The organism is Lelliottia sp. GFLA7, from assembly GCF_056490165.1.
Genome location: NZ_JBWLAQ010000002.1, coordinates 54,662 through 70,235, shown reverse-complemented (window position 1 = coordinate 70,235; position 15,574 = coordinate 54,662). Strand labels below are relative to the sequence as shown.

Here is a 15,574-nt window from a genome sequence, read left to right as displayed (position 1 = left end):
CGTGCGAGTCTACGAAACGTAAATGACAGAACCATGACATAAAAATGACAAAGGCCTTCATAATGAAGGCCTTTTTGACGGCGATAAAAACGTTACACGCGGTCTTTCCACACCGTCTGAATATTACAAAACTCATGCAGGCCAAAACGCGATAGCTCGCGCCCAAAACCGCTTTTCTTCACACCGCCAAACGCGACGCGCGGATCGCTGGCGCTAAAGCCATTAATAAACACGCCGCCGCACTCCAGGTCACGGGCAAATGACTCAGCGCGTTGTTCATCGGCAGTAAAGACCGTCGCCGACAGGCCAAAGTCACTGTCATTTGCCAGCGCGAGCGCATGTTCAGCATCTTTTGCGACAGTGATCGTCGCCACCGGGCCAAACAGCTCCTGGCGAAAGGCGGTCATTTCCGGCGTGACGTTACCCAGCACCGTCGTGGCATAGTAGTTGCCTTTACCCGCGATCTTCTTGCCACCCAGCAAAAGCGTTGCCCCTTCGGCAAGCGTGGCCTGAACTTGCTGGTGCAATTCATCACGCAGATCAGCGCGGGCCATCGGCCCTAAATAGTGCTCTTCCACGTTCGGCGCGCCCATTTTCAGCGCCGCTGCCGCCGCAACGAAACGTTCCGTAAACTGCGCGGCAATGCCTTCTTCAATGATAAACCGTTTGGCCGCGGCGCAAACCTGTCCGGTATTCTGGTAGCGCCCAGCCACAGCGGCTTTTACCGCCAAGTCCAAATCGGCATCATTGAGCACGATAAACGGATCGGAACCGCCTAACTCCAGCACGCATTTTTTCAACGCCTCCGCAGCCTGCGCACCAATTGCCGCCCCAGCACGCACGCTGCCGGTCACGGTAACGGCGGCAATATGTTTGTCATTAATCGCCTGGCTGACGCCGTCATTGGTGGCATTAACCCAACCGAAAACACCTTTTGGGAAACCGGCGTCAGTGAAAATCTGACCGATCAGATCGGCCGATCCGAGTACGTTGGGCGCATGCTTGAGCAGATAGCTGTTACCCGCCAGCAGAATAGGCACCGCGCCGCGCAGCACTTGCCACAGCGGGAAATTCCACGGCATCACCGCCAGAATCGCCCCGAGCGGTCGATACGCGATAACCGCTTTTTGATTTTCGACAAGCGTAGGTTCAGCCTCCAGCATCGCCGGACCGTGCTGGGCATACCAGTCGCAAAGCGCGGCGGTTTTGGTCACTTCGGCCCGCGCTTGCACAATCGGTTTGCCCATTTCGCGGGTCATCATTTGCGCCATCTCTTCGGCGCGAGCCCGTATCGCCACGCCCAGGTCGCGCAGCTTTTGCGCGCGGTGCGCGACGCTTTCATGGCGCCACTGGCGAAAGCCTGCGTCAGCGATCGCGACAGCATTATCAACGTCGTTTTGCGTCGCCCACGGGTACGCCGCGAGCGTTTCGCCATTCGCAGGGTTAACAGACAATGCGTGAGTGGCAGAGGAATGAGTCATGAGGATCTCCACGGAATAAAAGTTGATTCATTGTGGCCGACTCTGCTATTTCTTAAAACTGAATAATATTAACCCACTTATTCACGAATCGAGAATGGCATGGATTTAACTCAGCTTGAGATGTTTAACGCCGTGGCCCACACCGGGAGCATCACCCAGGCCGCGCAAAAGGTGCATCGCGTACCGTCGAATCTGACAACGCGCATTCGCCAGCTCGAGGCCGACCTGGGCGTTGAGCTGTTTATCCGCGAGAATCAACGCCTGCGCCTTTCTCCGGCCGGACACAATTTTTTGCGCTACAGCAAACAGATTCTGGCGCTGGTGGATGAAGCGCGGATGGTCGTTTCCGGTGATGAGCCGCAGGGGCTGTTTGCGCTGGGCGCGCTGGAGAGCACCGCAGCGGTGCGCATTCCCGAATCGCTGGCGCAGTTTAATCAGCGCTATCCGCGTATTCAGTTTGCTCTTTCCACCGGCCCGTCCGGCACGATGATTGATGGCGTGCTGGAAGGCACATTGAGTGCTGCGTTTGTTGATGGCCCGCTGTCACACCCGGAACTTGACGGGATGCCGGTGTACCCGGAAGAGATGATGCTGGTGGCGGCCGCCGGACACACAAAGGTGACGCGCGCCACACAGGTGAGCGGCTGTGATGTGTACGCTTTTCGCGCCAACTGCTCGTATCGGCGTCATCTGGAAAGCTGGTTTCATGCCGACCGTGCGATGCCGGGCCGTATTCACGAGATGGAGTCTTATCACGGGATGCTCGCCTGCGTGATTGCTGGCGCGGGTATTGCGCTGATGCCCCGCTCAATGCTCGAAAGCATGCCGGGGCATCATCAGGTTGAAGCCTGGCCGCTGGCGGAAAACTGGCGCTGGCTGACGACCTGGCTGGTGTGGCGACGCGGGGCAATGACGCGCCCGCTTGAGGCGTTTATAGCACTGCTAAACGAACGTCAGCCACCAGCGCCTTCTCCATAAACAGGCTGAGCGGGTCGGCGACGTACGGGGCAAATGCCTCGCGCAAACCGTACCCGTGATTTTCATAAAGCCGCACTGCGGCGTGCTGCTTAATGCCCGTTTCTAGGCGCAGCGTGTGACATCCGCGCGACAACGCCTCGTCTTCCAGCGCAGCCAGCAGTTTTTCACCCAACTGTTGTCCGCGATGGGTAGGATCGATATAAACCCGTTTCATCTCTCCGGTGCCATCACCGTTCAGCACGATAGCGCCGCAGCCCACCGCATTAAGCTGGCGATCGCGGATCACCATCATGATCAGGCTGTCCGTCGAGAGTTGGGTCAGATCGAGCAGATGATTGCTTTCAGCGGGATAAAGCTCGCTCTGATACGCATCAAGGGCGGCGATGAGCGAGACAATATCCGGATGGGCGGCAGATTCAGAGGTAATGGAATACATGGCAGGCTCCTTTGTTGTTTTTATTCCAGGATAGCGTCCCACCTTTATAAGCGCTTCATAGTATTAACTTATGATGGCGTTCATCAGTTGCGCGATGACAGGAGACCGCAGTAATTTTGTCATCGCCGCCGTAAAACTGAATGGACACCGCATGAATACCAAAGCCCGAAAAGTGATGATTATTGGCGCAGGCAACGTGGGTGCGTCTGCCGCCTATGCCCTGCTCAATCAGAATATCTGTGAAGAGCTTATTCTAGTCGATCTCAACCGGGATCGTGCCGAAGGCCACGCGCAGGATCTGGCCGATGCCGCCGCATATATGCCGGGCATGATGAGCATTTCGACGCGCGACGCACGCGACTGCGCGGATGTGGATATCGCGGTGATCACCGTGTCGGGCGGCGCGCTGAAACCCGGTCAAACGCGTCTGGATGAGCTCGCTAATACCGCGCGGATTGTGAAAAATCTGGTTCCGCAGATGATGGAAAACGGCTTTAACGGCATCTTTCTGATTGCCACCAATCCCTGCGATATCATCACCTGGCAGGTGTGGAAACTGTCGGGATTGCCGCGCAGCCAGGTGATCGGCACAGGCGTTTGGCTCGATACAACGCGTTTGCGTCGCACGCTGGCGCAGGCGCTGGATATTGGCGCGCAAAGCATTGACGCCTTTATCCTCGGCGAGCACGGCGACACGCAATTCCCGGTTTGGTCGCATTCCTCGGTTTACGGCTCACCGATCGGCGAAGTCTATCAGCGCCACACCGGCAAGACGCTCGACCGTCAGCAGCTTGCCGAAAATGTTCGTCGTCAGGGCTTCGAAATCTACAACCGCAAGGGCTGCACGGAATACGGCATTGCCGGCACGATTGCTGAGATTTGCCGTAATATTTTCACCGGCAGTCACCGCGCGCTGGCGATCTCCTGCGTGCTGGAGGGGGAATATGGTGTGGAGGGACTGGCGATTGGGGTGCCCGCCGTACTGGCGCAAAGCGGCGTTCAGCAAATTATAGAATTGCAGTTGGCGGAAGATGAACAGGTCAAATTCCGCCACTCTGCCGAGGTGATCAAGGCCAATATCGCCCGATTACCGTAAGGCTCACGACTGACGCAGGAAGATTTTCCCCTTCAGATACAGCGTAGCCTGACCGCCAATCAGCACCCGATCGCCGTGCAATTCACAGCGTAAATCGCCACCACGGGCAGACATTTGGCGAGCAGTCATCTGCGTTTTGCCCAGCTTTTCACTCCAGTAAGGGATCAGCATGCTGTGCGTTGACCCGGTGACCGGATCTTCCGGCACCCCTTCTCCCGGACAGAAAAAGCGGCTGACAAAATCATACTCATCGCCCGGCGCTGTCACGCAGACCATTTTCTCCAGCGGGACCATCGCCGCGATATCGGGCGCCAACGACTCCACCTGCTGCTGGTTATCCAGCACCACCATGTAATCGCGACCCGCGCGGACCTCTTTTGCGCTGGAAATACCGAGCGCGCTGAATAGCAGTGCGGGCGGATTTTCCACCGTCTCACTTTCCCACGCAGGGAAATCCAGCGTCAGCCAGTCGCCGTTGCGCTTGACGGTCAGATCGCCGACAAAACGCGTTGAAAAGACGATTTCGGTCTGCGGATAATCGAGATATTCAAAAATCACATGCGACGCCGCGAGCGTGGCATGTCCGCACAGGTTAATTTCATACTGCGTGGTGAACCAGCGCAGCGCAAAGCCCTCGTCGGTGCGAACAAAAAACGCCGTTTCTGACTGGTTGTGCTGCTGCGCCATCTTCAGCAGCGTCTCGTCAGGAAGCCATTCTTCAAGCGGACAGACCGCCGCCGCATTACCGCCAAAGGATTTATCGCTGAATGCGTCAACCAGATAAAATTCAATTTCCTGCATTGTCTTACCGCCTGTTCTTGTTGTGTTGTCCTCATCTTGTGTGAAAACAACGATCTGCGCTACCATTTCGATAACGTAAATTTTGAGATCTGCGTCACATAATGATTGTCTTTTAGCCAGTTTACGCTTTAAGATCGCCTTCTCTTCTTATCTGCAACGAATACGTTTTATTCCTATGACAACAAACACAGTTTCCCGCAAGGTCGCGTGGCTACGTGTGGTCACGCTGGCCATTGCCGCTTTTATTTTTAATACCACTGAATTTGTCCCGGTTGGCCTGCTGTCTGATATTGCCCAAAGCTTCCAGATGGAAACGGCGCAGGTCGGCATTATGCTGACGATTTACGCCTGGGTCGTGGCACTGATGTCATTGCCTTTTATGCTGCTGACCAGCCAGATGGAGCGCCGCAAACTGCTGATCGGGCTGTTCGTTCTGTTTATCGCCAGCCATGTGCTCTCTTTCCTGGCGTGGAATTTTAACGTGCTGGTGATAAGCCGCATTGGTATTGCCTTTGCGCACGCGATTTTTTGGTCGATTACTGCCTCGCTCGCCATCCGTCTGGCACCGGCCGGTAAACGCGCACAGGCGCTCAGCCTGCTGGCGACCGGTACGGCGCTGGCGATGGTGTTAGGTCTGCCGATTGGCCGCATCGTCGGGCAATACTTTGGCTGGCGCACCACCTTCTTTGCGATTGGCCTGGGCGCACTGATTACGCTGCTGTGTTTGATCAAGCTGCTGCCAAAGCTGCCGAGCGAACATTCTGGCTCGCTGAAAAGTCTGCCGCTGCTGTTCCGTCGCCCGGCGCTGATGAGTATTTATCTGCTGACCGTCGTGGTCGTGACCGCGCATTACACGGCTTACAGTTACATCGAGCCCTTTGTGCAGGTGGTGGCGGGCTTTAGCGCTAACTTCGCCACGGTATTGCTGCTGATTCTGGGCGGCGCGGGGATTATCGGCAGCGTGCTGTTCGGGAAACTCGGGAATAAACACGCCTCACTGCTGGTCAGCAGCGCCATTGGCCTGCTCCTGGCGTGTCTGTTGCTGTTGATGCCGGCAGCGCAGAGCGAAAGTCATCTGGCCATACTGAGCATTTTCTGGGGCGTAGCGATCATGATTATCGGCCTGGGCATGCAGGTTAAAGTGCTGGCGCTGGCGCCTGATGCCACGGACGTGGCGATGTCGCTCTTTTCAGGGATTTTCAATATCGGCATCGGCGCAGGCGCGCTGGTGGGGAATCAAATCAGCCTTCATCTGTCGATGTCGGCGATTGGTTATCTGGGGGCGATTCCCGCGCTGGCGGCATTGATCTGGTCGATTCTGATCTTCCGCAAATGGCCGGTGGCTCTCGAAGAGCAGCCGCATCACGGATAAAAAAGGGGTGGCTGAGGCCACCCTTTTGATTAATGATAGTTTTTAATAATTTCCAGCACGCCGTTAATAATAAACTGCACGCCCATGCAAACCAGCAGGAAGCCCATCAAACGCGAAATCGCTTCGATACCCCCTTTCCCGACCCAGCGCATGATTGCCCCTGAGCTGCGCAAGCTGCCCCACAGAATGATGCCAATCAGCGCGAAAATCAGCGGCGGCGCGACCATCACAACCCACTCGGAGAACGTTGATCCGTTGCGCACCGTCGACGCGGAGCTGATGATCATCGCAATCGTTCCTGGCCCTGCCGTGCTCGGCATCGCTAAAGGGACGAATGCAATATTTGCCGATGGTTCGTCTTCCAGCTCTTCCGACTTGCTTTTGGCTTCGGGCGATTCATGCGCTTTATGCGCCGGGAACAGCATCCGAAAACCGATAAACGCGACGATGAGCCCCCCGGCAATTCGCAGCCCCGGAATCGAAATACCAAACGTGTTCATCACCAGTTGTCCGGCGTAATAGGCCACCATCATGATGATAAAAACGTACACCGAGGCCATCAGCGCCTGATGATTACGTTCGGCACTGTTCATGTTACCCGCCAGACCTAAAAACAGCGCCACAGTCGTTAACGGGTTTGCCAGCGGCAGCAACACCACCAGCCCAAGACCTATTGCCTGAATTAATTCCACCATTTCGCGTCGTTATCCTTATCCATAATTCACTCCCCAATTATACGGTGAAAATTCGCCATTCAGCCACGACCACAACGTAAGCAGTGTTTTCCACTGCGCAAGGATAACCCATCGGTATGTTTATGATTTAAAACGTGCAGAAAAAAGTTCAAGAAACGTTTTAGCAAAACGTGGCATCGGCGGATACATTCGGTTGACTTATACTTGCCTGAGCAATAATATCTGCCGTGATTAAACTACTTGCCAGGGCAACCATTGTGAAAAGCACCAGTGATCTCTTCAACGAAATTATTCCACTGGGCCGTCTTATTCATATGGTTAACCAGAAAAAAGATCGCCTGCTCAACGATTATCTGTCTCCGATGGATATCACCGCGACACAGTTCAAAGTGCTGTGCTCCATTCGCTGCGAGGTGTGTATCACGCCTGTTGAGCTGAAAAAGGTGCTCTCGGTGGATCTGGGTGCGCTCACGCGCATGCTCGATCGCCTCGTCTGCAAAGGATGGATTGAAAGACGACCGAACCCAAATGACAAGCGCGGCGTGCTGGTGCAACTCACCTGCGAAGGCGCGGCCGTGTGCGAAAAATGTCATGAGCTAGTAGGACAAACACTGCATCAGGAACTAACAAAAAACTTAACGGCGGATGAAGTGCTGACGCTTGAGCATTTGCTCAAGAGAATCCTGCCGTAAACAGAAAGAGGTATGACGATGTCCAGACGCAATAATGACGCCATCACTATTCATAGCATTTTGGACTGGATCGAAGATAACCTGGAATCGCCGCTCTCACTTGAAAAGGTGTCCGAGCGTTCAGGTTACTCAAAATGGCACCTGCAACGGATGTTCAAAAAAGAGACCGGCCATTCATTAGGTCAATACATTCGCAGCCGCAAGCTGACGGAAATTGCTCAGAAGCTGAAAGAGAGCAACGAACCGATCCTGTATCTGGCAGAACGCTATGGGTTTGAATCGCAACAAACCTTGACCCGCACGTTCAAGAACTATTTCGACGTGCCACCGCATAAGTATCGCATCACCAGTATGCCTGGTGAGTCCCGATACCTGCTACCGCTAACAAACTGTCATTGCTAATCGCCTGAATAAAGGCCTGTTCCATTAGGCGTATTTTGTTGCCGACAGTTTTGACCTGACAGCGTGCAATAATCGGAGCGTACACAGAGTACGCGAGGAAGATGAGCACAGCCCGGGTCCAAATGGTCAATGAAATAGCCTAATGAGTCAGGCGCTAAGACGTAACCGAGGAAACCATGAAAACTATCGCCTCCGCCGCCCTCACCTTACTGGTGCTGGTCTCCGGCCAGACTTTTGCGGAGCAAACCACTCACGCTAACCAGCAGAACAGTCGCACCGCGATCGTTCTGCCAACCGCACACGAACAATCGCCTTTTGATTTTAATCATATGGGTGCGGGCAGCGACAAATCCGACGAATTAGGCGTGCCGTATTACAATCAGCGCTAACGTTAATTCGTATTGGCCCTGCTTTGCGCAGGGCTTTTTTTTCATCCCCTGATTCGTGTCGCACGACGCCACCGCAAACCAAACACGTTGATATACAACCCTGCCATAACCAGCGCGGCGCCCAGCAGCTGTAGCACCGTCAGTTTCTCGCCCAGCAGAACAGCCGCACTCGCCAGTCCGACAACCGGAACCAGCAATGACAACGGCGCAACACGCCAGGTTTCGTAGCGACCAAGCAAAGTGCCCCAGATCCCGTAGCCCACAATCGTGGCGACGAACGCCAGATAGACCAGCGACAAAATCGTCGTGAGATCGATCTCAACCAGACTTTTGAGCATTACCGCCGGGCCGTCAAAAATCAGCGAGGCGATCATAAAGGGGACAACCGGAATCAGCGCGCTCCAGACCACCAGCGACATCACCGCCGGTCGCGCATCATGCTGCATGATGAGTTTGTTGAAAATATTCCCGCACGCCCAGCTTAAGCCCGCCGCCAACGTCAGCATAAAGCCCAGCAGTGCCACATGTTGTCCATTCAGGCTGGCCTCCGCCAGAATCAGCACGCCAAACACCGCAATGGTAATCCCCGCCAGCTGCTTGCCCTGAAGACGCTCACCAAAGACAAACGCGCCCAGAATGATGGTGAAAAACGCCTGCGCCTGGAGAACCAGCGACGCAAGCCCCGCGGGCATGCCAAATTTAATGGCGCAAAACAGAAAGGCGAACTGACCAAAGCTGATGGTGAGACCGTACCCGAGCAGCAGGCCAAATGGGATTTTAGGACGCGCAACGAAAAATAACGCGGGCACCGCAACCAGCAAAAAGCGTAAACCGGCCAGCATCAGCGGAGGCATATTATGCAGCCCTACCTTAATGACCACAAAATTCAGGCCCCATACCACGACCACCAGCAACGCCAGCAGCCCGTCTTTACGCGTCATACATCGCCTCTGATTATTAAATTTTTGTAAACAGATTCAAGGTAACGAAAAAAGCCCGTCAGGAAAAGATCATTAATTCTGGCAGCCAGGCGAAGCACTTAGGGATAAATTAGGTGCTATACAAGCCCCTTATGTCGTGATACTCCTGATAAAACACAACAAAAAAATGTAAGCATTTGTCGGGCAGGATTATGAAACCATCTCTCAGGCGCTCAACTGCAGCGCTGCTGGCGTCGTCATTATTATTAACAATCGGTCGTGGTGCGACGCTCCCATTTATGACCATCTATCTCACCCGTGTTTACAACATGAGCGTCGAGAATATTGGTTATGCCCTGACGATCGCGCTGACGATTGGCGTGGTTTTCAGCATGGGGTTTGGCATCCTCGCGGATAAGTTTGATAAAAAACGCTACATGCTGATATCGATTCTGGCGTTTATCGCGGGCTTTGTGGCCATTCCGCTGGTGGATAACGTCACGCTGGTGGTCGTGTTCTTTGCCCTGATCAACTGCGCCTATTCCGTGTTCTCCACGGTGCTGAAAGCCTGGTTCTCGGATGTGCTCACATCGTCCGAAAAAGCGCGCGTATTTTCGCTCAACTACAGTTTCCTGAATATTGGCTGGACGATAGGTCCGCCGATAGGCACCTTGCTGGTGATGTACAGCCTGCAATTGCCATTCTGGCTGGCGGCTTTCTGTGCTGCGCTGCCGCTGGTATTCATTCAATTCTATGTGCAGAAAAGCGTGGCTGCCGACGCCGAACACGCCCCTGTGCCGTGGCAGCCTTCGGTACTCCTGCGTGATAAAGCGTTGTTCTGGTATACCCTGTCCGGGCTTCTGGCGTCGTACGTCGGCGGGTCGTTTGCCAGCTGTATTTCCCAGTACGTTCTCGCAGCCGATTACGACAGCGATTTCGCCCAAAAGGTGGTTGCCGTAGTACTCCCGGTGAATGCCGCGGTCGTGGTGTCGCTGCAATACATCATTGGACGCAGAATCACGGCCAGCAATATTCGCCCTTTGATGGCGCTCGGCACGCTGTTTTTTGTCCTGGGTCTGGGCGGGTTTATGTTCTCCGGCAGCAACTTAATCTACTGGGGAATCGCCGCAGCGGTCTTTACCGTGGGGGAAATTATCTATGCACCGGGCGAATACATGCTGATCGATAACATCGCCCCGCCGGGCATGAAAGCCAGCTATTTTTCCGCGCAAGCGCTGGGGTGGCTTGGTGCTGCGGCGAACCCGATGATCACCGGTATTATTCTGACCCATCTACCGCACTGGTCATTATTTGCGGTGATGATGGCAGCGATTGTGATTGCATGGCTGATGATTTTGCGTGGAATGAGCGTAAAAACATGGCAGGAAGAGCCGAAAGCCGCGTAAAACAAAGGCGAGAATTTCTCGCCTTTTTTGTCTTTAGTGGTGCAGCATTTCGTCCACAACCTGATTTTTATACATCTCATTAGGGTAATACGTCGGCCAGTTATCCATCTCTTTCAGCAAGGCTTCGTGCGAGGTGTTGCCCATAAACAGGTGGAAGTGCGCGGACTGGCGCGGGCCTATTGTGTGGTCGCTGAACTGCACAAATTTTGGTGCTTTAGACCCGGCGTCTTTACATTCAAACAGATACCGCACGCCTTTTTTGCCTGATGCGTACGTCAGAATCTTATACCCGCTGTAATCGTAGCGGCAACTTGCCACCGTTTTACCGGTATGGAACTCCATCGTATTATTTTCAATACCAATGGTTTCCACATCCGTGGCGTATCCCTTGCGGTAATACGCTTTAAGCTGCACAAATGTTTTGCTGGGATCTTTTTCCGCTTTCTTTTTGAAAACCGGATCCAGTGAGCCATCAAGCAGGAAAGGATAAACCGACTGCCAGACGCCGTCCCAGTCGGATAATGTGCGGTCTTTGACGTCTTTGTCCTCAAAAACACCGTTCGCGGCTTTCTCTTCCACTTCGGTCATCTGATGCCCGTGCGAATGGGCAAACAGTTGACCACTCACCAGCAGCGCCCCCAGCGTCATTGCAAATTTTCCAAGATGTACAGCCACAATAAGATCCTCATTCCGTTTAAGAAAACGAGGATGTTATAGTATAACATCTCACAAAACAATCATTCCTAGATTGCGACTAACCCGCGAACGCCCTCTTGTTCCATATCTTCGCCGCGCCCACGCTGAATAATGCTCCCACGCGACATAAGCAAATAGTTATCCGCCAGGTCCGCAGCAAAATCATAAAATTGTTCCACCAGCAGAATCGCCATATCCCCCCGGCTGGCGAGTTGGCGGATAACGACACCAATCTCTTTTATCACCGAGGGCTGAATCCCTTCCGTGGGCTCATCCAGAATCAACAGCTGCGGGCGGCTCGCCAGTGCGCGGCCAATCGCCAGCTGTTGCTGTTGCCCACCCGAAAGATCGCCGCCTCGCCGGTGCTTCATCTCTTTTAAAACCGGAAACAGCTGCCAAATATCGTCCGGCACGCTTTTCGCCTCACGCGCCGGAAAGCGCGACAGCCCCAATAGCAGATTTTCTTCGACCGTCAGACGCGGGAAAATTTCGCGCCCCTGCGGCACATACGCCACACCGGACTGCACCCGATGATGAGGTTTAGCGTGCGTGATTTTTTTGCCCTGCCAGATAATTTCGCCACTGCGCGCAGGCACCAGTCCCATCAGGCATTTTAACAGCGTCGTTTTCCCTACGCCGTTGCGCCCCAGCAGACACGTCACCTCACCGTTTGGGGCATCAAAGCTCACGCCCCGCAAAATATGGCTGCCACTGTAATACTGATTCAGTTCGTTAACCTGTAGCATTCCCGCTCCTTAACGTCCCAGATAGACTTCGATAACCTGTTCGTTGGCCTGCACTTCACGCAACGATCCCTCCGCCAGCACGCGTCCCTGATGCAAAACGGTGACGTGATCGGCGATGGTTTCAACAAATCCCATATCGTGTTCCACCACCATCAGCGAATGTTTGCCCGCCAGGGTGCGAAAAAGTTCTGCCGAATACTCCGTTTCGGCGTCCGTCATTCCTGCGGCTGGCTCATCGAGTAACAGTAAATGTGGGTCCTGTACCAGCAGCATGCCGATTTCCAGAAACTGTTTTTGCCCGTGAGACAGTAAACCTGCGCTGCGATCCCGCTCGGCGCTCAGGCGCAGCAGCGTGAGCATTTCGTTGATGCGGTCGCTCTGCTCTGACGTGAGCCTGGCGCGCAGGCTGGCCCACACGGATTTGTCGCCCTTCATGGCCAGCTCAAGGTTTTCCCACACCGTCAGCGCTTCAAATACCGTGGGTTTCTGGAACTTACGCCCAATGCCCTGTCGCGCGATGGCGGCGGGATCCAGTCCGGTTAAATCAATCGACTGATCGTAAATCGCCCGTCCACTTTGCGGGCGCGTTTTACCGGTGATCACGTCCATCAGCGTGGTTTTTCCGGCACCGTTCGGGCCAATCACGCAGCGTAATTCCCCCACGCCGATGTTCAGCGACAGATCGGTCAACGCCTGGAAACCGTCAAAATTGACGTTTATCGATTCAAGCTGGAGCACCGGATCGGTTTGCTCACGAAAACGGTCGCCCGGTAGCTGGCGCGTAAAAAGGCCTTCGGCTGGCTGCATTATTTCTCTCCCTTACGAAATAGCCCATAGACGCCGCGGGGTAAAAACAGCGTGACGGCGATGAAAATCCCGCCCAAAAATAGCTGCCAGTATTCCGGCATGGCGACGGTGAAATAACTTTTCGCGCCGTTGACCAGCGCCGCGCCAATCACCGGCCCGACTAACGTTCCGCGCCCGCCGAGTGCCACCCAAATCGCAGCCTCAATAGAGTTGGTTGGTGACATTTCACCCGGGTTAATAATGCCGACCTGCGGGACATACAGCGCCCCCGCCAATCCGCACAGCACCGCCGACAGCGTCCAGACCAAGAGCTTGAAACCGCGCGGGTCGTAGCCACAAAATGTCAGACGGTTTTCCGCGTCGCGCACGGCGGTAAGAATGCGGCCAAATTTGCTTTTCGCCAGCCAGAATCCGAGAGCCAGCGAGGCAACCAGCAGCGCGACGGTTGCCAGAAACAGCGCAATCCGCGTGGTCGTCGCCGTCACCGGGAACCCCAGCAGCGTGGTAAAGCCGGTAAAACCGTTGTTCCCGCCAAATCCGGTTTCATTACGAAAGAACAGCAGCATCCCTGCGTAGGTCAGCGCCTGGGTCATGATCGAGAAATAGACCCCTTTGATTTTTGAGCGAAACGCAAACCAGCCAAAAATCAGCGCCAGCAGGCCGGGGATCATCACAATCAGCACCAGCGCCCAGGCGAAATGCTGGGTGCCCCACCAGAACCACGGCAGCTCACTCCAGGAAAGGAACGACATAAACGCCGGTAATCCTTCGCCCGACGCCTGACGCATCAGATACATGCCCATCGCGTAGCCGCCCAGGGCAAAGAAAATCCCGTGGCCCAGCGACAGCATTCCGGCGTAGCCCCAGACCAGATCGAGCGCCACGGCGACAACGGCATAGCAGAGGATTTTACCGACCAGCGTCAGCATCCAGGTGGACAGGGCCAGTGGATGGCTTTCGGGTAGCAGCGCCAGAAACGGCAGCACCAGCAGAATGGCGAGAATCAGGCTGCCAAACAGCTGTGTCATTCGCGGCGCTTTACGCGCCAGCGTTAAGGTCAGTGGCTGGCTCATCAGTCTGTCACCCTCCCTTTAAGCGCAAATAATCCCTGAGGACGCTTCTGAATGAACAGAATGATCGCCACCAGAATCACGATTTTTCCCAGTACCGCGCCCATTTGCGGTTCAAGAATCTTGTTGAAAATGCCCAGACCAAATGCCGCGGCCACGCTGCCCGCCAGTTGCCCGACGCCGCCCAGCACCACCACCAGGAAGGAGTCAATAATATAGCCTTGTCCCAGTTCCGGTCCGACGTTACCCAGCTGCGAGAGCGCCACGCCGCCCAAACCGGCAATGCCCGATCCCAGGCCAAACGCCAGCATATCCACTCGCCCAGTCGGTACGCCGCAGCAGGCCGCCATATTGCGGTTTTGCGTCACCGCACGCACATTCAGCCCCAGTCGGGTTTTATTCAGAATCAGCCAGGTAAAGAACAGCACCAGCAGCACAAATACCAGCACCGCAATGCGGTTCCACGGCAGGATCAGGTTGGCAAAAACCTGCACGCCCCCAGACAGCCAGGCGGGATTCGCCACTTCCAGGTTTTGCGCGCCAAAGGTCATACGCACCAGTTGGATGATCATCAGGCTGATCCCCCAGGTAGCAAGCAGCGTCTCCAGCGGACGACCGTACAGGTGGCGGATCACGCTGCGCTCCAGCGCCATGCCAACGCCCGCAGTCACTAAAAATGCCACCGGCAGCGCCACAATCGGATACAGCGCCAGCCACTGCGGGGCAAATTGCGCCATCGCCTGCTGAACCATCCAGGTACAGTACGCGCCGAGCATCAGCATCTCACCGTGCGCCATATTGATGACGCCCAGCAACCCGTAGGTGATCGCCAGTCCAAGCGCCGCCAGGAGCAGCACCGATCCGAGCGACAGCCCCATAAAGGCCTGCCCCAACAGGTCACCGATGAGTAAGCGGTGCTGAATCTGGCGCAAACTGTCAGCCGCTGCGTCGCGCACGCGGGCATCCGGTTCCGTTTGGGTTTGCGTAAAGGGCGTCAGACGCGCCTGCGTTTCGGGATCGGACGAGTGCCCCAGCAGCGCAACCGCCTGCAAACGCACCTCAGCCTGCGGGCTAGCGAGCAGCAGATTTGCCAGCGCCGCTTCCAGCGCCGCACGCACCTTGTCGTCTTTTTCCGCCTGCAGACGCTGCTGCAATAAATTCAGCATCGTCGGCGTGGCATCGCGCTGTAATTGTATCGCTGCGCCCAACCTTTCCGTGACGTTGTCACTCACTAACTGATGCGTGGCCAGTGCGGTGGAAGAGTGATTGCGCAGGCGGTTGGTGAGACGAACCGCCTTGGGTTCGCCCGCTGCCTGGGCGTTTTCCCCAAGAGCCGTCATTTCTCCCTTCACCCGGGTAAACGCGTGCTTTTGCGCATCGACAAAGAGATTTTCTTTTTGCAGCGCCTGCAACAGCGGCAGGCGCGACGGATCCGGGCTGACGGCCCATTGCTCAAGTAGCGTGGTTTGCTGGCTGCGGCTCGCGGCGACAAAGGTGTCCGCATCCGACGCCTGCGCCATCCCTGGCAGCAGACCGGCAAGCCATACTATTGCGACGAACATACGCATTACGTTCATGGCTTTTCTC

The 15,574-nt window shown here is 55.3% G+C and carries 17 protein-coding genes; 7 read left to right on the top strand and 10 right to left on the bottom strand.

The window, feature by feature from the left end:
• Positions 1-92: 92 nt before the first annotated feature.
• Positions 93-1,481 carry a succinate-semialdehyde dehydrogenase gene (sad, locus tag AC07RN_RS05790; RefSeq protein ID WP_478335841.1) on the bottom strand — a complete coding sequence of 463 codons (1,389 nt, stop codon included), beginning with the start codon at positions 1,479-1,481 and terminating at the stop codon, positions 93-95.
• Between the two features lie 99 nt (positions 1,482-1,580).
• On the opposite strand from sad, the gene ptrR reads away from it, so the two are divergent.
• On the top strand, positions 1,581-2,459 hold the full coding sequence (gene ptrR, locus AC07RN_RS05785; protein ID WP_478335840.1) for a putrescine utilization regulator PtrR: 879 nt from the start codon (positions 1,581-1,583) through the stop codon (positions 2,457-2,459).
• Here ptrR and AC07RN_RS05780 read toward each other — a convergent pair.
• Positions 2,413-2,895: a GNAT family N-acetyltransferase gene (locus tag AC07RN_RS05780; RefSeq protein WP_012017394.1), complete on the bottom strand. Its 483-nt coding sequence runs from the start codon at positions 2,893-2,895 to the stop codon at positions 2,413-2,415. The genes ptrR and AC07RN_RS05780 overlap by 47 nt on opposite strands.
• A gap of 151 nt (positions 2,896-3,046) precedes the next feature.
• Here AC07RN_RS05780 and AC07RN_RS05775 point away from each other — a divergent pair, with 151 nt between their 5' ends.
• A complete protein-coding gene (locus AC07RN_RS05775) occupies positions 3,047-3,991 on the top strand; it encodes an L-lactate dehydrogenase (RefSeq protein WP_449554389.1) in 945 nt (314 codons plus the stop codon).
• 3 nt (positions 3,992-3,994) lie between these two features.
• Here the strand turns inward: AC07RN_RS05775 and AC07RN_RS05770 are convergent, their stop codons facing one another.
• The gene (locus AC07RN_RS05770) at positions 3,995-4,792 is read right to left on the bottom strand and encodes a PhzF family phenazine biosynthesis protein (protein ID WP_478335839.1); all 798 of its coding nucleotides are present in this window, start codon (positions 4,790-4,792) and stop codon (positions 3,995-3,997) included.
• Between the two features lie 175 nt (positions 4,793-4,967).
• On the opposite strand from AC07RN_RS05770, the gene AC07RN_RS05765 reads away from it, so the two are divergent.
• Positions 4,968-6,164, top strand: a complete 1,197-nt coding sequence (locus AC07RN_RS05765) for a sugar transporter (protein WP_407437561.1) — start codon at positions 4,968-4,970, stop codon at positions 6,162-6,164.
• A gap of 29 nt (positions 6,165-6,193) precedes the next feature.
• On the opposite strand, the gene AC07RN_RS05760 is transcribed toward AC07RN_RS05765, so the two are convergent.
• Positions 6,194-6,859: a MarC family NAAT transporter gene (locus AC07RN_RS05760; RefSeq protein WP_012017390.1), complete on the bottom strand. Its 666-nt coding sequence runs from the start codon at positions 6,857-6,859 to the stop codon at positions 6,194-6,196.
• Between the two features lie 257 nt (positions 6,860-7,116).
• Between AC07RN_RS05760 and marR the strand changes: the two genes are divergently transcribed.
• The 3 genes from marR to marB all read left to right on the top strand — a co-directional run bounded on the left by marR (position 7,117) and on the right by marB (position 8,342).
• Positions 7,117-7,551 (top strand): multiple antibiotic resistance transcriptional regulator MarR, encoded by a 435-nt coding sequence (gene marR, locus AC07RN_RS05755; RefSeq protein WP_012017389.1) that lies wholly within the window; start codon positions 7,117-7,119, stop codon positions 7,549-7,551.
• Between the two features lie 18 nt (positions 7,552-7,569).
• The gene (gene marA / locus AC07RN_RS05750; RefSeq protein WP_012017388.1) at positions 7,570-7,953 is read left to right on the top strand and encodes an MDR efflux pump AcrAB transcriptional activator MarA; all 384 of its coding nucleotides are present in this window, start codon (positions 7,570-7,572) and stop codon (positions 7,951-7,953) included.
• 176 nt (positions 7,954-8,129) lie between these two features.
• A complete protein-coding gene (marB, locus tag AC07RN_RS05745; protein WP_012017387.1) occupies positions 8,130-8,342 on the top strand; it encodes a multiple antibiotic resistance protein MarB in 213 nt (70 codons plus the stop codon).
• Positions 8,343-8,383: 41 nt separating this feature from the next.
• Here marB and eamA read toward each other — a convergent pair whose 3' ends face one another.
• On the bottom strand, positions 8,384-9,283 hold the full coding sequence (eamA, locus tag AC07RN_RS05740) for an O-acetylserine/cysteine exporter (RefSeq protein WP_478335838.1): 900 nt from the start codon (positions 9,281-9,283) through the stop codon (positions 8,384-8,386).
• 191 nt (positions 9,284-9,474) lie between these two features.
• Between eamA and ydeE the strand changes: the two genes are divergently transcribed.
• Positions 9,475-10,668: an efflux MFS transporter YdeE gene (ydeE, locus tag AC07RN_RS05735; protein WP_478335837.1), complete on the top strand. Its 1,194-nt coding sequence runs from the start codon at positions 9,475-9,477 to the stop codon at positions 10,666-10,668.
• A 33-nt stretch (positions 10,669-10,701) separates the two neighbouring features.
• Here the strand turns inward: ydeE and zinT are convergent, their stop codons facing one another.
• The 5 genes from zinT to urtB all read right to left on the bottom strand — a co-directional run bounded on the left by zinT (position 10,702) and on the right by urtB (position 15,564).
• Entirely contained in the window at positions 10,702-11,343 is a 642-nt protein-coding gene (gene zinT / locus AC07RN_RS05730; RefSeq protein WP_478335836.1) for a metal-binding protein ZinT, read from the bottom strand.
• Positions 11,344-11,411: 68 nt separating this feature from the next.
• Complete coding sequence (urtE, locus tag AC07RN_RS05725) at positions 11,412-12,110, bottom strand: urea ABC transporter ATP-binding subunit UrtE (RefSeq protein ID WP_012017383.1); 699 nt, start codon at positions 12,108-12,110, stop codon at positions 11,412-11,414.
• A gap of 9 nt (positions 12,111-12,119) precedes the next feature.
• A complete protein-coding gene (gene urtD / locus AC07RN_RS05720; RefSeq protein WP_012017382.1) occupies positions 12,120-12,917 on the bottom strand; it encodes an urea ABC transporter ATP-binding protein UrtD in 798 nt (265 codons plus the stop codon).
• Positions 12,917-13,990, bottom strand: coding sequence for an urea ABC transporter permease subunit UrtC (gene urtC, locus AC07RN_RS05715; RefSeq protein WP_012017381.1), 1,074 nt, complete (start codon positions 13,988-13,990; stop codon positions 12,917-12,919). Before urtC ends, urtD begins: the two co-directional genes overlap by 1 nt.
• Positions 13,990-15,564: an urea ABC transporter permease subunit UrtB gene (gene urtB / locus AC07RN_RS05710; protein WP_478335835.1), complete on the bottom strand. Its 1,575-nt coding sequence runs from the start codon at positions 15,562-15,564 to the stop codon at positions 13,990-13,992. The genes urtC and urtB overlap by 1 nt, the downstream gene beginning before the upstream one ends.
• Positions 15,565-15,574: the final 10 nt, after the last annotated feature.